Origin of the sequence: Nonomuraea turkmeniaca (assembly GCF_005889735.1) — a bacterium.
In the GTDB taxonomy this organism is placed as follows: Bacteria; Actinomycetota; Actinomycetes; order Streptosporangiales; family Streptosporangiaceae; genus Nonomuraea; species Nonomuraea turkmeniaca.
The window spans coordinates 1-17,915 of record NZ_VCKY01000128.1; the positions used below are offsets into that span (position 1 = coordinate 1).

Consider the following 17,915-nt stretch of genomic DNA (forward strand, 5'->3'; position numbering starts at 1 on the left):
TCGTCGCCCTCCACGAGGATCTGCCCGCCGGTCGGATCCACCAGCCGCAGGACGAGCCGCGCGAGCGTGGTCTTGCCACAGCCGGACTCGCCGACCAGGCCGAGCGTTCCCCCAGCCGGGATGCGCAGCGATACCCCGTCCACCGCGTGCACCCAGGCGGTCGCCCGCGCGAAGACCCCGGATCGCACCGGGAACCGGCTCACCGCATCCCGGACCTCCAGAACCGGCACTGCCGACTCCGGTGCCGCCTCGCCGGCACCGGCCGGCGTGGCCACCGGCTCCGCCGGGTCGCTGCTCAGTGGCTGCGCGCCGTCTCCCATCCTGGGCCTCGCCGCCGCCTCGTCCGGGAAGTGGCAGGCACTCGCGCCGGTACTGGCGTCGTCGGCCCGCAACTCCGGCCGGGTCTGTATGCAGACACTGCGGCCGCGGGCGGTGGGGCAGCGCGGCGCGAACGCGCACCCCTGCGGTATCTCGGTGAGGTCGGGCGGCTGTCCCGGGATCGGGAGCAGCCGTTCCGCCGTGCTGTCGAGCCGGGGCAGCGAGCGCATCAGGGCGGCGGTGTAGGGGTGTCGCGGCCGGGTGAAGATCGAAATGACGTCGCCGCTCTCCACGATCCGGCCGCCGTAGGTCACGGCGACCTGGTCGGCGGTCTCGGCGACCACTCCGAGATCGTGGGTGATCAGCACGACGCCGGCGCCGGTCTCTTCCCGCGCCAGCCGGAGTACGTCGAGGATCTGCGCCTGGACGCTCACGTCCAGCGCCGTGGTCGGCTCGTCCGCGATCAGGACCTTCGGGCGGTTGGCGATCGCCATGGCGATCATCACGCGCTGGCACATCCCCCCGGAGAACTGGTGCGGGTACTGGTCGTAGCGGGCCCGCGGGTGGGGCACGCCCACCATCTCGAGCAGCTCCACGACGCGCTCTCGCGCCGCGTCGGCCGTCAGGCCCCGGTCGTGCACCCGCAGCCCCTCGGCGATCTGGTCGCCGACTCGCTGGACCGGGTTGAGGGCGGAGATGGCGTCCTGGAAGATCATCGCCACGTCGCGCCCGAGCCGCCGCCGCAGCTCCGCCTCCGGCAGGGTCAGCAGATCCACACCAGCGAGCATCACCTCGCCGGAGACCCGCCGCAGGTTAGCCGTCTGGAGCAGGCCCAGCGCGGCGAGCACCGAGACGCTCTTGCCCGACCCGGTCTCCCCCACCACGCTGAGCGTCTCGCCGCCGTAGACGTCGTAGCTCATCCCGTCGACCGCGCGCACCACGCCCGCCGGCGTCGTGAACTCGACAACCAGGCTCCGCACGCTCAGCACCGGCTGGCCGGCACCGCGATCCTGCACGACGGGAATGGCGCCGCTGTGGGTGATGTCGTCTCGGACCACACCATCCAGGCCTCCACCTGACACCGGCGACCTCCTTCGCACCGGAATACCAGCGCGTTGCTGCAAGATGTCCTACAGATTTCGTCACCGTAAGCTGCACCCATCGCAGTGTCAAGACTGGCAAGATATCCTACAAGTTGATACGAATGGGAGGTCGATTCAGACCGTGGCGACTCGAGAGGACGACGTGCAGCCGGAGTTCCGGCGGCTCGGCAACGCCCCTCCGCTGCACAAGATCGTGCAGCAGGAGATCAGAAACTACATCCTCAAGCAGGGGCTGCGCCCCGGTGACCCACTCAAGCCGGAGTCCGAACTGGCCCGGCTGTTCGGGGTCAGTCGCAACTCGGTCCGCGAGGCGGTAAAGGCGCTGGAGTCCACCGGCGTCCTGGAGACGCGTCGCGGCAGCGGCGTCTACGTATGCCACTTCTCGTTTACTCCGCTGCTCGATCACCTCCCCTACGGCCTCATGCAAGACCATCGAGCACTGCGAGAGTTGGTCGCGTTGCGGAAGACCCTCGAAGCCGGCCTGGTCGCCGATGCGATGCGGGCCATGTCGCCCACGAGCGTCGCCGCGCTGCGAGAGAACCTGGACACGATGCGCAGGCTCGCCGAACAGGGGAAGGGCTTCCCCGAGCAGGATCGCCAGTTCCACCAGCTCTTGTTCCGCGATCTCGACAACGGGATGCTGCTGAGGCTGTTCGATCAGTTCTGGCTCGCCTTCCACGCCGTGGCGCCACCGCCGCGCGGTCGCACGCCGATGGATGCCTACCACGGCCACGCCGCCATCCTCGACGCGATCCTCAGCGGGGATCCGGACCGGGCGCGTGCGGCGATCCAGGACCACTACATCGGCATCGAATCCAAACTCACCGAGAACCCGACGCCGGAAACGCCGCCGGCCGAGACGACCACGGAGTCAGGCTGACCGGCGGCTCGCGCCGGCGCGGGGGAGCCAAGCGCCGGCCGAGCCTCGTCCTGATCGTCTCCGACCGCGGCGCGCTCGGTATCCATCTGGCATCCCGCCCTGCGGGCCGCCGCGGCCGGAGTGGTGGTGCAAACCTCCATCGAGACCTGGGTGGCGACTCATCCGCCGCTGATCGCCTATCGAGCCGACCGAATCGCCATGAGCAGGTCCCCCGTCGTCATGATGGTATGTGCGAAGGTCGGCCCATTGAGCTCGTGAGCCGCGTGCAGCATCTCCGCGGTAAAAGCCGCCGTCGCATCCCGGACCAGGGTCACGTGGTATCCGAGCTCCATGGCGTACCTGCCGGTCGACTCGATGCAGGTATTGGCCAGCACGCCGATCACGATGACATGCGTGACGCCGTGCTGGCGCAGCAGCAGGTCAAGATCAGTATTGGCGAACCCGCTCTGAGCCCAATGCTCTTTGACCACGACGTCGCCGTCCTGGGGAGCCAGATCGGGGTGCCATTCGCCACCCCAGCTGCCCTTTGCGAAGGAATGGCGCTCCTGGATCCCGCGCTGGGTGGGATTGGGATGGCTCCAGTCGTCGTAGTCCCCGGGCTGCCACTGCCGATGCGGAACGATGAACACCCGGATCCCCACGTCCCGTGCCGCGGTGACCACCGCCCGCAGGTGGTCGACAAGCCCGACGCGCTCTGCGACCTCCTTCAACCGAGGCCAGATCTTCCCGCCCTCGGACAAGAAGTCGTTATACGGATCGACCAGGAGGACACCGGTCCGGCTGATCCGATAGGACGTGCTCACGCCCGTGGTGTACCCCGGCCTCGGGCCAGAGCAGGCTGATGCGGTCAAAGTCTTGGCAAGCTCTGCGTCCGTCCCCCGGCGTTGGGGCGGGACCGCCGAATGCAGCGCAGCCGAGTCCCTCTGTTCTCAGCTCCGTCCAGGCTCTAGCGGCATTCGCGCACCTTGCCGACGCGGCTTCGCAGCCTGACGGCAGACTCGCCGGCTGCGGTGATCTGGTCAGGAGGACAGGGCGTCGACGAAGAGTTCGCGTATGGCGTGCACGTGCGGGCGGCCGCGCTTCCAGCCGATCGTCGCGGCGAGTCCGGACGAACGCCACACCTGTGTCCAGGCGGTCCGGTGCTTGACCTCAACTGTGGTTGAGGTCCCAGAATCGCTGACGGTGGGCGCCGCGGCCGGATGCGCCGGTCGGAACGTGCCTGCATGTCCCGGATCTCATCTCATCCCAACCATGGAGATGTTTGTCATGACCGAAGTCGTTGTCGTTGGCGCCACTGGCAATCAGGGCGGCGCGGTCGTCGACCTGCTTTTGGAGCGCGGCCACGAGGTGGTGGCGTACGTGCGCTCGGGAGAGTCGCCGACCGCAAAGGCGCTGTTAACGCAGGGAGCGCGGCTTGCCATCGGCGACCTGGCCGATCCCGACGCGCTCCAGCGTGCCTGCACGGGCGCCGACGCGGTTTTTGGCCTGTCGGTGCCGTTCGGCGAGGGCGGCAAGGACGCGGAGGTCGCGCAGGGACGCCTGCTCGTCGACACCGCCGCTCGCCTCGACGTCCACCTGGTGTACTCCTCTTTGCGGGGCGCCGACCGGCTGGTGGCCACCAACATCGATCACGCCGACAGCAAACAGCTCATCGAGGCCTATCTGCGCGAGCGGCCGGTGCGCGCGACGGTGCTCGGCCCGGTGTACTTCATGGAGAACGCGCTCAACCTCGGCTTCAGCCGGCTCGGCGACGGCATGCTCGCCAACCCGCTGACTCCCGGCAAGCCGCTCGACCAGGTGAGCGTCCTGGACATTGCCGGCATGGCCGTACATGCCATTGAAAATCCCGACGAGCTCGTCGGCGAGCGGATCGACATCGCGTCCGATCGCGTCACTGGGCAGGAGGCGGCCCGGATTCTGAGTGAGGTGCTCGGCCGGGAGATCCCCTACCAGCAGATGCCGCTGGACATGGTGCGGCAGTGGGCCGGCGAGGAGGTGGCCACGATGTTCGAGAGCTTCGAGAACAACACCGATTTCCTTGACATCGAGAAGCTGCATGCCAGGTACCCCACCGTGCGCTGGCACAGCTACGCCGAGTGGGCCAAGTCGGTGGACTGGGACAGAATCTTCACAGGCTAGATCAGTCCACGCCTGGCTGTCCGGGGCACGGCCCCGGACGACCAGGCCAGGAAGGACGGCTTCGCCGACCCAAGGCGGAATCCGTCAACTCAGCCTGAACACCGAGATCGGCCCCGACAACCCGCGAACATCGACAGCTTCAGCCGAGATCGACAAGGAACGGATGGGTCTTCTCGGTGCAGTGAGTCAAGGCAGGATCTCGACGTACCCGTCGGTTCCGTGCACGCGGATCCGCTGCCCGTCCCGGATCAGCCGGGTGGCCTGTTCCACGCCCACGACGGCCGGCAAGCCGTATTCCCGGGCGATCACTGCGCCGTGGGTCATCAGGCCGCCCACCTCCGTCACCAGGCCCGTGATCGCGACGAACAGGGGCGACCAGCTGGGATCTGTGTAGGCCGTGACCAGGATGTCGCCCGCCTCAAGATCGGCCTGCGCCATGTCCAGGATGACGCGAGCCCTCCCCTCGATGGTCCCGGCGGAGACCGGCAAGCCGATCAGGGCGCCGGCCGGCACGTCGTCGCGCCGGTACGCTCCGGCGATGGCCTCGCCATCCGACGTGAGCACCCGCGGTGGCGTGAGCGTCCGGTACGACCGGAAGGCGTCCTTGCGCTGCTGGATGAGCTGGTCATCCACCTGGTTGGTGCGCACGACGTCATGGAGCTCCTGGAACGTGAGGTAGTAGATGTCCTCCTTCTCAGGCAGCACGTTGGCCTGCACGAGGCGCTCGGCCTCCTCCAGCACGGCCTGCTTGTAGACGAAGTAGCGGCTGACGATGTTGTACTTCGGGTACTCCCGGTAGCCGATGAAGGTCCGGACCCGGTCGATCATCCGCTTGGTCTCGTCGGCTTTCTGCTCCCCGTCCGGAAGGGTCCGCAGGCGTGACAGCACATCCTGTTCCTTCTTCTTCGCTTCTTGCCGCCCGTGCTCGAAGCGCCGCTCGGCGGCACCCGGCTCGAAGAGCTTGATGTTGTCGAGGATCAGGGGCACGAGCGTGGTGGGCCGCTCGCTCCAACGCGGCCTCGTGATGTCGATCTCGCCGACGCAGCGCATGCCGTACCGGTCGAGGTAGGCCTTGATGGCGTCGCGCGCTTCGGTCCCGCCCGCGAGCTTCGGCAGCTCGTCCAGGAAGCCCTCGTCATCGACGCCCTGCAGGAACGCCACCACCGCCGGATGCGCACGGATCACGTCCGCGACGTCGAGCAGCGCCAGCCCCATCTCCGACGTGACGTTGCCGGGAGCGGACAGTGTGAGCGTGTCAGCCGCGTTCTTCTCGCCCAGCCACTCCCCCAGCTTGTCGTTGAGCCACCACGTGGCCTCCATCCCCGCCATGATCGCCTGAAGGTTCAGCGGATCGCCGAGGACCCGCTTGTGCTCCTGGAAGGCCTCCAGCAGGAAGTCGAACAGCGCCGGCCCGGTCTTCGTCCGGATGTCGCGCCGCAGGGCGGCGATGGACGCCTGGCTGCGCTCGATCAGCCCGGTGACGATGGCCGGATCGGTCTCGATCGGGGCGGAACCGCCGCCGCCGACCGGCGGCCCGCCAGGACCCCCGTCCCGGAGCGACGGGACGAAGTCGCCGCGGTCGAGGACCGTCTCCAGCGCGTCCCTGATCAGCGGATCGGACCTCCCCGCCATCTCCAGGAGGCCGGCGCGGCTCGCGGGCGAGGCCAGGTGCCGGGTGACGTCGACGAACAGCCGCCCGCCGGCCTCGTGCATCGGCGCCATGGCCGTCAGCTGCCACACAGAAAGGCCCAGCGGCTTCATGGGGTCGGTCATCATCTGCTGATGCCCGACCGAGAGGTAGACGTGATTCTCCTGGTCGCCGGTCTCGGGGATGGGGAACAGCGTGGTGATCGGCCGGCTCTGAACGATCTGGAAGCCATCATCGACCAGGCACCATTCGATGTCCTGCGGGCGACCGAAGTGCGCTTCTATCCGCCGGCCGAGCTGCACGAGCCGCACGACCTGCGCATCCGTCAGCGCCGGCAACCCCTGCCGCTGCGGGTCGATCGGCAGCACCTGCGTCCCGCCGGCCGGGGAAGCCTGGATGGCACACTTCTTGGCGGCAACCGCCTTGGTGACGACCTCGCCGTCTCGCACCTTGTAGACGTCCGGGTTCACCAGGCCGGAGACCAGGGCCTCGCCGAGGCCGAAGCCGGCGTCCACGGTGGCGACCTTCCGGTTGCCCGTGACGGGGTCGGCCGTGAACACGATGCCGGCCGCCTGCGGGAAGACCATCTGCTGCACGACCACGGCCATGTGGACCTTCCGGTGGTCGAAGCCGTTCCGCTGGCGGTAGGTCACGGCCCGCTCGGTGAACAGCGAGGCCCAGCAGCGGCTGACGTGTCGGAGGATCGCCGCCGGCCCCACGACGTTCAGGTAGGTGTCCTGCTGGCCCGCGAAGGAGGCCGTCGGCAAGTCCTCCGCCGTCGCGCTCGATCGGACGGCGTAGGCCGCCTGCTCGCCGAGCTGGGCGAGGGCGCGGGTGATCGCCGCCGCGAGATCGCCAGGGATGGCAATCCCTTCGATGGTCTGCCGGATCGCCGCGCTGAGCGTGCCGATCGCCTCCCGGTCATCCGGGTTCAGGCGCGACAGCTGATCGAGCCGATCGCCGATCGACGGCGCTTCCGCCAAGATCCGCCGGAAGGCGTCCGTCGTCACGCAGAAGCCGGCCGGCACGCGGACGCCTTCGATCCGCGACAGCCCACCCAGGTGCGCGCCCTTGCCGCCGACGACCGCGACCTGCATCTCGTCAACCTCTTGGAGGCCCAGCACGTACTGCTCGATCATTGCGACACCTCCGAGGCGGCCATGCTCCGTCGCACTGCGCTGGCCGGTCGAATCACCGGCGCCTCGAGCTCTGTCGAGACGCTTGTCGGGCACGTCCTCATCCCTCGTTGCCTTCCCTCTGACGAGTCGGCCGGCAGCTCCGGCCGATCGGGCGGTGCGCACGCCCCCTCCTCCGCGCCGAGCGCCCGCAACCGCAGTCCCCTCACTGGTTCGACGTCACCGCGTCCCCCACACGTCGACGGCCACCCACGCACGTCGCGCCCTCATTCCGCAGGTTGTGGCCTCGGCGAACGATTGTGCGGTACGACCCGGGTCTTGCCGCAAGCCCCCCGGAGCGCTATACGTTAGGAGAGGCAAGGAGAGGGATCTCCTTGCCTTTGCCATTTCGTCCTCTGGGAACTGACCAGCTTCTCGCGCGCCGCGTACCGCGGTACATGTCGTTGGCGCAGGACGTCCATCGGCCAACGGGTGCAGCCTGTAGCGCATCCAACTCGCACGCGGGTCTGATCTTGTCCGCTCGGCCCGCTCGGCCCGCTCGGGCTTGGTGATGCCGCCGAGTTCACCGTCGTGTCCGGGGACCGGATGGTCGGTGAGCCGTCGGCTGCAGTGCGCCCCCTGATACCTGCCGGACACACCACACAAGCAGCGTGGATACACGAGCTGCCTACGATGCGGCTATGTTCACCCCTCCTCAGGCGACGTCCGCCCGAGTGTCCACATTGTCCGTAATTTTTTACCTTTTGTGGCCTATTGCGCCTTATGTGCCTATTGGGTGAATAATGCCTTATGGCGGAACGCGATCTTCACACAGGCGACCTCGAACTCGACCGGCTCATGGCGGAGTTCCAGGCGAATTCCAGGGAGTTCTCCGATGTCATCGGCAGGGTCGGCGAGGTGGCCGGCCAGGCGGCGAGCCCAGATGACAAGATCAAGGTTCAGGTCTCGTCCTCGGGACAGCTGGTCGCGCTGCACATCGACCCCAGGGCGATGAGGCTGGGCTCTCAGGAGCTGGCCGATGCGATCATGAACCTGTCGCGGCGCGCGACCGAGGACGCGGCGCGGCGCCTCATGGAGGTGGCGCGGCCCTACCTCGAGGGCGACCGGCAGGGTGAGTCCGGCCGGCGGCGGTAGGCGACGCGGGGCCCGCGGTCCGGGCCCCCACCCCAGGCCCTGTCGCTGACCTGCTCCGCGGGATCTCACTAGAGCCGCGGAATGAAGCTGCGCGTCCCGTGGATGAGGAACTTCTGGTACATCTCCTCCTTGGTCAGCCCGTTCTCCGAGCCGGGCAGGGGATTGTCGCCGTGCTGCGCGTCCAGGGCCATCGAGTACGTGGTCGAGGCGGCCATCCGGGGGATGGCGCTCCCGGTGTTCAGCACTGTCCCGTTCGGCAGGGTGATGTTGGTGGCGAGAGTCCGCAACCCGGGCACCTTCGCCATCAGCGCCATGCCACCGTCAGCTACCCCGTCGAAGACCATGTTCGCCACGAAGTGCTCGCGGAACGTGGTGAGGTTGTAGCCGACCGACCTGACGTCGTTGCCGGCCAGGTCCGTCTTGATCCCGCCCGCATAGTTGAGCGCCATGGGCAGCACCACCTCGCCCGTGGCGTAGGCCGCGCTGTCGGCCACCCAGTAGGAGAAGAGGGGCAGTAACCGGATGACGTAACGCTTCCCCGTCAACTTGAGCAGGATCGCCCGTCTCGTCATGATCGCCTGAAAGAGCTTCCAGGTGAGCACCTGGTACCCGATGGTGAACATCATGTCCACCGTCATGATCCAGCACAGCACCCTCAGCGCGTGGTTGACTTTCTCGATGACGTCGGCGTAGGCCCTGCAGGCATTGGCCGCGTCCCGGTGTTTGAGGGACACCATGAGGATCGCCGGGCCGTATTCGTCATTCCAGAACGCCTTGAACGCGTCGACCGCGTCGCCGGAGCTTTTCTGCCAGACGACCTCAGCGGCCGCATTCTCCTCCTGGAAGCGCTCGTCGATCGCATCGGCGATTTCGTCCAGGACGTCGGCCGCCTCGCGAATCCGGTCCGGATCGCCTTCGAGATAGGAGACGCCGAACAGGAACTCGGGTGCCAGCGCCCCTGCCAGGCCGGCACCGGCCATACCGCCGAGGGCGACCTTGCTCGCGAGCCCCACAGGCATGTCCGCCTCCTTCTCAGGCTCGCTCTACCAGGGTGGTGGGCACACTGATCGCGTCGTCCGTGCGCTCGGCGAACTCGACCAGTTCCTTCACGGAATCGTTCTCTCCGACCATGCTGGCCCAGTCGGCCGCCTCGACGTTCTTGCTCATCGCCACGACGGCGGAGCCGATGTCCTGGTACGCCTCGCCGATATTGCGCTGGGCCGTTCTCAGGTCCTCATAGGCGGCGTCGAAGCCTGGGTGACCGTCCGTACCCCTGCGGAAGATCTGGGCCGCCTCGTCGCTATCCGGGTTGCCGAAGTAAGGGATGAGGGACTCCAACCGCGCGCGGAGCCGGCTGAGGCTCTGGCCGAATTCACCGCCGTCAGTGCGGATCGCCTCGCCGCTACCCTCCATGCTTGAATGGTCGACATCCAAGGTTGACCCCCTTCGCAGACAACACTGAGCGGCCATTTTCTGTCCCGTTTATTACTGGCAAGTGACCAAACAGTTGCCGTTGTGCACGATGTGATTCATCGAGGTGGGCTTTCCCCGGCGTGCCGTAGCCCCCGGCCATCGCCACTCGCTCGTCAGGCAGTCGCGGATCCACAGCGTGATCCGCTGGAAGCCCTGATTCCTGACGTGCCGCAGGCATTCGCCGACCAGCCCGCGGGCCGACGGCTCCACCAGCGGCATGCCGGACAGCACGCCGGAGACGTCCTGACCCGCCGCCTGCGCCGAGCGCCTCTGCCGCCAACGCCGCGCTAGTGGCGCGCTAGTGAGGGGCGGGAACATCGACCATCGTGGATCTGCTGCTTGTCGGGTGTCAGGCGTTCCGCGGGGTTGTTTCGCGGTCGCCGCGTTCAGCAAGCTTCGCAGCCGTGCCACCCTGCGATCGTTCGCGTCGTCGCCGGCGATGCCGCCTGAGCGCTTTCGTATGCCCGTGGCGGGCGTGGTCACCTCAGGGGAGGGAGCGGCGGCACTGCTGATGGCGGTCCCGCGGGCGAGGTTCCGCTGCCCGGCCGCCGGGCTGGCGATCGCGGTGCCCGCGGGCCTGATCGGTGCCGTTTGCGTGATCGCTTTCGACGAGGTCGTCGATCTTTTCGCTGAGACTTCTGGGGGTTGTGATGGTCTACCTGACCACGGTGGTCGTGCTGGTCGGGCTGCTGGGCCTGGCCAACCTGCTGCTGCTCGTCGGTGTGGTGCGCCGGCTGCGCAAGCTTTCGGCCCGGTTCCCCGAGATGGTCAACGGGCCGGAGCCCGGCGAGAAGATCCCGTCGTTCACGGCCTTGACCTCCGAGGGTGACCCGATCTCCACGGAATCCTTGATGGGCGCCCCCGCACTGATCGGCTTCTTCTCGCCCGGTTGCGCGCCGTGCAGGCAATTGTTGCCGGAGTTCGTCGAGCGGGCCGGACGGATCTCAGATCCGGTCATGGCCGTGGTGGTGACCGTCGGTGATGACGATGCCGCGGCGGAGTTCGAACGACTGGCCGCGGTGGCCCGGGTGGTGCGGGAGGAGCCGCACGGCCCGCTCCAGAAGGCGTTCCGGGTGTCAGAGTTCCCGACAGTGATCACGACGGACGCCACCGGAACCGTCATCGACAGTGCCGTCGACCTGCCGGAGACGGTCCACGCATGATCGGCACCGTTCAGGTGGCGGCGGGTATCGCCTTTCGTACGGCCCCCGGCCTGACCGCCACCTACGTCCTGGTGATGCCTGCCGAAGGCTTCGCACCGATCGTGGTCGCCCGGCTGGCCAAGCTGGTCGTTCGCGACGCGGAACGCATCATTGTCCTGGAGCACGGAACGATCGTGAAATCCGGAACTCACCACGAACCCATGGCGGCCGGCGGCCGGTACGCGCGGCTGTTCCGCCCGCAAGCTCAGGGGCATGCCGAGGCGGCGGTCGCATGAAGATCTGGTTTCCCGCCGCCGTTCTGCTGCTCGTCGCCGCCCTGGTCGTACGGCTGCGCCGTACGTACTCGATCGTTCGCGTGGACGGCGACAGCATGAACCCCACCCTGGTCGACGGGGACAGGGTCTTGGCCCGCCGGGTCTCGCCGTCGGCCATGCGCCGAGGTCAGGTCGTCGTCGTCGTCAACCCGCTGCCGGTGGGGGAGCGATTTCTCATCAAGCGCATCGCCGCGCTGCCCGGCGATCCGGTCCCCCCGATGCAAGGGACCGTCCTGTCCGAAGAGCGGGTGCCCAGCGGGCAACTGATCCTTCTCGGCGACAACGCGGACGTCAGCTTCGACTCCCGCGATCTCGGCTATTTCCCGGTGTCCGAAATCCATGCCGTCACCATCAGAAAGTTGATGGGGACCCCAGTGAAAGGAAATAAATGAAATTCATCGAATCGCTGTCGGACCGCGTGCTGAGCCGGATCCTGCGGGAGGAGGCCGCTAGCGCCTTTGTCAAGAAGGGGCCGTGCATCTTCGGCTATCGAGTGGTCATGACATGCACGATGGATGGCCAGGGGACCTCATGCTGGAACAAGCGGCTGGTGCCGTGCGGTAAGAAGTCCGGGCGTGGGCGATGAACGCCGTCCTCGGAAAGATCGCGGACCGCGCCCTGGGGTGGGTGATTCCCGAAAACGCCGCCGCCGCGGGGACCGTTTCCTGCACGCCGACCAGTAGCAGCGGCTACTGGAGCACGTGCCGGTACAACGCCAACTGTCACAGCCGGCTCTGGAAGGTCTACCTGGTGTGCTACTGCCCGCCTGGGGGATCCGGCTGCTACCTCAGGACCGGGGGCAAGCGGTGCTGCTAGGGCGTACCTCCCTGGCCGAGTAGGCGGCGATCGTGCGTGAAGCCCGTGGTGGAAGTGGTGATGATGGAGATCGACTTCATCCCGGTCTTCACGCACGCTACCGCCGGTCACGCGCCGGCGCCGGTCCTTCGCGCGTGCCGGCGGTCTGATCTGGGCGTCCTGATCGGGCCCTTGCGTCAGCGATGAACTCCTCGGACGGCATGAACAATGTGACGTTCTGTAGCGTCACACATGCGTTGGGCTATCACCGTGGTATCCCAGGGTCGGAGGACACGCATGAGCGGCAGTTGGCACGACAGGCAGCCTCAGAACTTCCTCGACCGGTGGGAGCGAGACGATTGGCTCCGGTGGCACCACGGTGGGGGCCCGACACTGAAGTTGAGGAACGTCGCGATCGTGATGCTCATCGGTGGCGGCCTGCTGGCGGCTGCGTCCCTCGGGTATCCCCCGGCGGAGGTGTGGGGCTGGATGCGCGCCACAGCGGAGCGGCTCATGAGCGTGTGGCTGAACGGCTAGCCCACGTCAGCGGCGATTCTGGCCGGTCGCCCGCCGCTCCAGTCACCGGGACGGCCCCGGTCAATCGGCGCGAGGAGCGGCAGCGGTTCTGGCGGCTGATCGCCGAAGGGTTGAAGAGCGAGGAGGCCGCTGTCGCGCGCCGGTGTGTCGGTGCCGCTGGGACCGCGGTGGTTCCGCGAAGGTGGCGGCATGCCTTCGAGCCGCCTGAACCCGCCCCTCTGGGCGATACCTGTCGTTCGCCGAGCGCGAGGAGATCGCCGTCCTGCGAGCCGTCGTACAGTGGCACGCCGACCGTAGTGCGGTGCCGGCGAGGCGGCGACTCACTCTTCGGCGCCGACAGGTCTCCGGGTCATGCCATCGTGCCCAGGTCTTGTGCGGCTGCTCGACCAGCAGAGGCGGCTGACGAGAACCAATCTCGGGGCCCCGATGATCAGGCGTCCGTACACTTTCTGCTATGCCTTGGCCACTGGTGGGTAGGGAGCCGCAGCTTGCCCGGATCGGGCGCATCCTGGAACGGCGCGGCAGCGTGGTCCTGACAGGACCGGCGGGGGTGGGCAAGAGCCGCCTGGCGGCGACGGCGGCCTCCCTCGGCGGCCACGCCGTCCTGCAGGTCAGCGCCACCGAGGCGGCGCGATCGCTGCCCCTCGGCGCGCTGGCCACGCTGCTGCCCACCGGCCAGGCCGGTGACAACCTGCTCGGCTGGGCGAGCAACGCCGTCCTGGAAGCAGCCGGCCGTGGACCCGCCCTCCTTTTCGTCGACGACGCCCACCTGCTGGACCCCACCTCTGCCACGCTCATCCACCAGGTGGCCCGGCGGATCCCGTTACTGGTCACGGTCCGGACTGGCGAGCCGTGCTCCGACTCGATCATGGCACTGTGGAAGGAGGAACTGGCCGAGCGCATCGACCTTGGACCGCTGCCACACGAGGCCATCGGTCCGGTCCTGGAGGCCGCGCTCGACGGCCCGGTCGAACCCGCCACGATCGGCAAGCTCGCCGACCTCAGCCGGGGCAACGCCCTCTACCTGCGCGAACTGGTCACGGCGGGCCTGAGCTCCACAGCACTGACCCAGCAGAACGGGACGTGGCGGTGGCGCGGCGAGCTCGCACTGCCGACCCGGCTCACCGAGCTCATCGCCACCAGGATCGGCACCCTGGACGAGGCGCAGAGCCAGGCCCTGGAGCTGACCGCCTTCGCCGAGCCGCTGGAACTGCACGCGCTCGTACAGATCGCCGGTGAGGCGGCCGTCGAGACGATCGAGGCGCGCGGGCTGATCGACATCGTCACCGGCGGCCGCCGCACCACGGCCCGCCTCAGCCATCCCCTGTACGGCGAGGCCATCAGAGCGGGCTGCCCCCAGCTCCGTGCCCGGAGGCGCTACCGGCAGCTGGCCGAGACCATCGAGGCCACGCCGGCGCGCCGCAGGGAGGACGTGCTCCGCCTGGCCATGTGGCGGCTGGAGAGCGCGACGGTCACCGATCCCGCACCGCTGATCGCCGCCCTGCGACTGGCCTGGGCAGCGCACGACTACCCGCTGGCCGAACGGCTGGGCCGTGCCGCGCTCGACGCCGGCGGCGGTCCGGAGACGGCCGTCCTGCTCGCTCCGGTTCTCGGTTTCTCCGGCAAGCCCGAGGAGGCCGAAGCCGTGCTCGCCGCGGTCTGGGAGCGGCCGTGCGACGAGCGCACCCGCGCGCTGCTCATATCCACCAGAATCAACGTGCTGAGCGCGCTCGGCCGGATCCCGCAGGCGGTGCGCCTGCTCGAGGAGGCAGAACGGACCCTCCAGGAGCCAGAGAACCTGCAGGAGATGGCATTCTGGCGCTGCAGTCACCACCTCGTGCTCGGCGAGTTCGCCGAGGCGCTGCGTGTGGCCGACGGGATCGTCACCCGCCCGGCGAGCGACGCGATGCAGGCGCAGGGCCACATGATGCGCGGCTGGATCCTGGCCTTCACCGGGCGGCCGCTCGACGCCATCGCCGCGGTCGATCAGGCAATGGACCTGCGCCCTCAGTGGGAGAACACGGTGCCGGTGATGTTCCGTGCGCTTTACGAGATCCGGCGCTCCTGCGCAGTGTTCGTCGGCGACCTCGACGGATTCGAGCAGGTCATCGAGGAGCACGCCGCTCTCGTGGCGGAGGGCCGATGGGAGCTGGCAGGCGTTGAGCTGACGCTGACCCGGGGTGTTCTCGAGCGGCTGCGCGGCCTGGTGGCGCGAGCCGTACACAGATGGGAAACTCCGGAGGTCACGTCGGCGCCGCCGCAGTACCAGCCGCAGGCGTGGGTGGAGCTCGCGCACGCCGCAGCACTCGCGGGCGACGCGGAGACCGCGTCCGCCGCCATGTCACAGGCCGGGGACTCCTTCCCGCTGGCGACGGTCCGCTTCGGAGTGGACTTGGTCCGGCCGTGGGTGGCGGCCGCACGCGGGGAGCTCAGCAAGGCGGTCGAGCTGGCCGTTTCCGCCGCTGATCAGATGCGGGACCGCGGCGCGCTGAGCCAGGAGACGATCGCCCGGCACGACGTGGTGCGGCTGGGCGCCGCGCATCTGGTCGCCGACCGGCTGGCCGAGCTGGCCGGATGTTGCCAGGGCGAGTTCGTACGGCTGGCGGCGGCGCACGCGCGTGCCCGAGGGGACGGGGCCGCGCTGCTGGCGGTGGCGGAAAACTTCGAGGAACTCGGCTTCCTCCTGCACGCGGCTGAGGCTGCCGCGCAGGCGTCGCAGGCGTTCGAGGCGGCCGGCCGTACCGCTTCGGCCCGCGCGGCCAACGCTCGAGCCTGGGCGCTGGCCGCACGCTGTGAAGGCGCCCGGACGCCGGCGCTCGCGCGGCTCCAGGCGCCCGGCCTGACCACGCGCGAGCTGGAGATCGCCCAGCTCGCCGCTGCCGGGCTGACGAGTAAGGAGATCGCGGCCCGCCTGGTGATCTCGGTCAGGACCGTGGACAACCACCTCCAGTCCGCGTACACCAAGCTGGGCGTCTCAAGCCGCGCGGAGCTCGGCTCCGTCATCTCTTTTTGATCAGCTCATCGGGATCGATCCGGCCGGACTCGACCACATCGCCGCGCGCCGCGCGGACCTTCTCGTCGTGAGCGTAGAGCCGGATCTGCATGCCGTCAGGATCGCGGAAGCCGAGCGCGTGACCGCTCGTGGTCTCCATCACCGGCGTGTGCGGGATATCGAGATCGTCCAGGTACGCGTCCCATGCGTCGAGCGCCTCTCTGGTGGTGGCCAGTGCGAACGGGTCGGCGTCGTAGAGCGCCTCGGCCAGCCCGGGATTCTCCCGCAGCGCGATCTGCAGGCTCGTGCCCGGCACCCGGAAGCTCATGCCGCGGATCACGCCGTCCTCGTCCTGGAAGCTCGTGTCGTGCTCCAGTCTGAAGACTTTCTCGTACCACTGCCGGCTCCAGGCCAGATCGCTCACGAAGATCTTGAGATGCCGCACTCCGGTGATGTCCATGTCGCCTTCTCCTGCCTGGCTAGTCCGTCGGGTTCAGCACCTGGTCGTCCTGCAGACTGCCACACGTGATCGTGTAGGAGGCCCGCTTTGACCAGGTCTCGTAGGGACTGATGACCTGCAGCGCCCGATAGCCGCTGGCGCTCCTTCTGATCGGCGCGGTGGTGAGGGACACCCTCCAGGCCTTCTGCCCGCCCGCGAACTCGATCGTCCGCCACCGTCCGGGACCGCTGGTGTTGCCGACCCACCGGTACTTGATCGTCGCGGCGCCGCCGCTGGCCGTGATCCTGCCCGTGAACCGGAAGGTCTTCCCCTCCTCCCCGCAGATTCCCGACCACCGCGGGGTCCACTGGGTGACGCCGGCGGTCACCTTGGTCGATGTGCAGGTGATGCGGACCGTGTGCTGGGCCGACACCGATCCGTCGCCAGCGTTCGCGCGCAGGCGGAGCCGGTAGGTGCCCGACTCCGTGAAGGTCCGCTCCTCCGTCACGAGCTGGAACTTCCGCCCCGGCTCCGGGAACGTGACACGCCTCCCCTCAGTGGTGGTCAGCCCCGGGTCACTCCACGTCCAGGCGTAATTGACCGTGGCCGGGCCCCCGGTCTTGCCGATCTGGCCAGTGAACTTGATCTTGACTCCTGGCTCGCAGGATCCGTTCCACACGTCGATGTCGGACCACAGGTCGACGGTGACACGTGCGCCGGCCGCCTGGGCCGGAAGGGCCACCAGCCCCACCAGCACCATGGCAGCCAACACGCCTGCCGCGAATGCTCTTCTCATCGCTCTCCCCTTGTCGTCTCGGGACAGCCATGAGTGAAGCCGGAGGCGTCGGTCACGGCCTGAGTAGCCGACTACTCATCTGCGAGGCGCGGCGTGGGACGGGTGCGGGCGGAGATCTAGGTAGCCGATTACTCAGGCGCAGACCAGCTGGCACGCCGATCGTGAGGAGCCATGAAGCGAGCAACATGGATCGCCGCGGCGACGATCGCCGCTGGAGCCCTGACAGCGACCCCGGCATCCGCCGGCCCGGACATCCGGCAGATGACCAGCGATGACGGCTTCTGCAGCAGCAAGACCCATCGCTACATCAGCACCCACCGCCTCTACCAGGACACCTACGAATTCGGCGCGATCAAGGTGGGCGTCCTCGAACATCCGGGAAGCGGCCCGGCCGTCGGCGGCGCACGGGGCGGCAAACTCCACGCCCTACGGCCCGGCACCGGCCTGACCTTCCACACCGAGAGCGCGAGCATCTGGTCGGGAGTCTGGTTCACCTCGCCCAACGAGGCGGACGGAGTGGCAGAACGGGCCCCCTTCGACCGCGACTCCAAAGGCCACTTCAAGTGGCCACTGCCGGGCGCCCCCAAGTTCTCCCTCATCGGCATACTCCGCGATCCCGCAACAGGGCGCGCGCTCACCGACATCAACCGGCGTGGCATACGCAACGGCGCCTTCTCCATCGGCTGGGACCGCGGGTGCGTGGTCATGCCGGACTTTCCGGTCGCCGTCACCGTGATGTCCAACGACGAGAACCGGACAGACGGTTTCGAGACCTTCGAGGTCTACGCAGGAGAGTGGCGCCGCCGCTGAGCGCTCTCCACACCGACGGACTCCCCATGCGGGACACCCTGGCGAGGAAGCCCGCCCTGGGGAGCGTGGTTCGGCTTCATCGCCCCCGTCCTGTTCTCACTGGGTCCCGGCTGGCGGCCCGGCCGGCCCGGCCGGTGCAATAAGATCATCCGCATCGTAGCTTTACTCCGGGCCGCCGTCGCCCGCTACCGCTTCGGGCGTCCGGCCGCCGTCGCCGTCGCGCTCTATCTGACTGCCG

Annotated in this window: 17 protein-coding genes; 10 read left to right on the forward strand and 7 right to left on the reverse strand. The window is 68.3% G+C overall.

What is annotated here, in order from left to right:
* Positions 1-1,400 (reverse strand): oligopeptide/dipeptide ABC transporter ATP-binding protein (locus ETD86_RS59305; protein ID WP_211370438.1); only part of this gene is annotated, 1,400 nt, incomplete at its 3' end.
* 142 nt (positions 1,401-1,542) lie between these two features.
* Here ETD86_RS59305 and ETD86_RS31590 point away from each other — a divergent pair.
* Positions 1,543-2,301, forward strand: coding sequence for a FadR/GntR family transcriptional regulator (locus ETD86_RS31590; protein ID WP_211370439.1), 759 nt, complete (start codon positions 1,543-1,545; stop codon positions 2,299-2,301).
* Positions 2,302-2,477: 176 nt separating this feature from the next.
* Here the strand turns inward: ETD86_RS31590 and ETD86_RS31595 are convergent, their stop codons facing one another.
* Entirely contained in the window at positions 2,478-3,104 is a 627-nt protein-coding gene (locus ETD86_RS31595) for a cysteine hydrolase family protein (protein WP_138670278.1), read from the reverse strand.
* Between the two features lie 463 nt (positions 3,105-3,567).
* Here ETD86_RS31595 and ETD86_RS31600 point away from each other — a divergent pair, with 463 nt between their 5' ends.
* Positions 3,568-4,440: an NmrA/HSCARG family protein gene (locus ETD86_RS31600; RefSeq protein WP_138670280.1), complete on the forward strand. Its 873-nt coding sequence runs from the start codon at positions 3,568-3,570 to the stop codon at positions 4,438-4,440.
* A gap of 186 nt (positions 4,441-4,626) precedes the next feature.
* Here the strand turns inward: ETD86_RS31600 and rph are convergent, their stop codons facing one another.
* Entirely contained in the window at positions 4,627-7,227 is a 2,601-nt protein-coding gene (gene rph, locus ETD86_RS31605) for a rifamycin-inactivating phosphotransferase (RefSeq protein ID WP_138670282.1), read from the reverse strand.
* A gap of 786 nt (positions 7,228-8,013) precedes the next feature.
* Between rph and ETD86_RS31615 the strand changes: the two genes are divergently transcribed.
* The gene (locus ETD86_RS31615; protein WP_138670286.1) at positions 8,014-8,358 is read left to right on the forward strand and encodes a YbaB/EbfC family nucleoid-associated protein; all 345 of its coding nucleotides are present in this window, start codon (positions 8,014-8,016) and stop codon (positions 8,356-8,358) included.
* A gap of 68 nt (positions 8,359-8,426) precedes the next feature.
* On the opposite strand, the gene ETD86_RS31620 is transcribed toward ETD86_RS31615, so the two are convergent.
* Positions 8,427-9,377: a hypothetical protein gene (locus ETD86_RS31620; protein ID WP_138670288.1), complete on the reverse strand. Its 951-nt coding sequence runs from the start codon at positions 9,375-9,377 to the stop codon at positions 8,427-8,429.
* A 13-nt stretch (positions 9,378-9,390) separates the two neighbouring features.
* Complete coding sequence (locus ETD86_RS31625) at positions 9,391-9,792, reverse strand: WXG100 family type VII secretion target (RefSeq protein ID WP_138670290.1); 402 nt, start codon at positions 9,790-9,792, stop codon at positions 9,391-9,393.
* A 689-nt stretch (positions 9,793-10,481) separates the two neighbouring features.
* On the opposite strand from ETD86_RS31625, the gene ETD86_RS31635 reads away from it, so the two are divergent.
* From ETD86_RS31635 to ETD86_RS31660, 6 genes are all read left to right on the forward strand, one after another.
* Entirely contained in the window at positions 10,482-10,994 is a 513-nt protein-coding gene (locus ETD86_RS31635) for a TlpA family protein disulfide reductase (RefSeq protein WP_138670292.1), read from the forward strand.
* Positions 10,991-11,269: a hypothetical protein gene (locus tag ETD86_RS31640; protein WP_138670293.1), complete on the forward strand. Its 279-nt coding sequence runs from the start codon at positions 10,991-10,993 to the stop codon at positions 11,267-11,269. The genes ETD86_RS31635 and ETD86_RS31640 overlap by 4 nt, the downstream gene beginning before the upstream one ends.
* The gene (gene lepB / locus ETD86_RS31645) at positions 11,266-11,700 is read left to right on the forward strand and encodes a signal peptidase I (RefSeq protein ID WP_138670295.1); all 435 of its coding nucleotides are present in this window, start codon (positions 11,266-11,268) and stop codon (positions 11,698-11,700) included. Before ETD86_RS31640 ends, lepB begins: the two co-directional genes overlap by 4 nt.
* Positions 11,697-11,894, forward strand: coding sequence for a hypothetical protein (locus ETD86_RS31650; RefSeq protein ID WP_138670296.1), 198 nt, complete (start codon positions 11,697-11,699; stop codon positions 11,892-11,894). Before lepB ends, ETD86_RS31650 begins: the two co-directional genes overlap by 4 nt.
* The gene (locus tag ETD86_RS31655) at positions 11,891-12,124 is read left to right on the forward strand and encodes a hypothetical protein (protein ID WP_138670298.1); all 234 of its coding nucleotides are present in this window, start codon (positions 11,891-11,893) and stop codon (positions 12,122-12,124) included. Before ETD86_RS31650 ends, ETD86_RS31655 begins: the two co-directional genes overlap by 4 nt.
* Positions 12,125-13,094: 970 nt before the next feature.
* Positions 13,095-15,653, forward strand: a complete 2,559-nt coding sequence (locus ETD86_RS31660) for a helix-turn-helix transcriptional regulator (protein ID WP_138670300.1) — start codon at positions 13,095-13,097, stop codon at positions 15,651-15,653.
* Here the strand turns inward: ETD86_RS31660 and ETD86_RS31665 are convergent.
* Together ETD86_RS31665 and ETD86_RS31670 are read right to left on the reverse strand one after the other, a co-directional pair.
* Positions 15,640-16,092, reverse strand: a complete 453-nt coding sequence (locus tag ETD86_RS31665) for a VOC family protein (protein ID WP_138670302.1) — start codon at positions 16,090-16,092, stop codon at positions 15,640-15,642. The genes ETD86_RS31660 and ETD86_RS31665 overlap by 14 nt on opposite strands.
* A 19-nt stretch (positions 16,093-16,111) precedes the next feature.
* The gene (locus ETD86_RS31670) at positions 16,112-16,867 is read right to left on the reverse strand and encodes a PKD domain-containing protein (RefSeq protein WP_138670304.1); all 756 of its coding nucleotides are present in this window, start codon (positions 16,865-16,867) and stop codon (positions 16,112-16,114) included.
* 171 nt (positions 16,868-17,038) lie between these two features.
* Here ETD86_RS31670 and ETD86_RS31675 point away from each other — a divergent pair, with 171 nt between their 5' ends.
* Positions 17,039-17,677, forward strand: a complete 639-nt coding sequence (locus tag ETD86_RS31675; RefSeq protein ID WP_138670305.1) for a hypothetical protein — start codon at positions 17,039-17,041, stop codon at positions 17,675-17,677.
* The last annotated feature ends 238 nt before the right edge of the window (positions 17,678-17,915 follow it).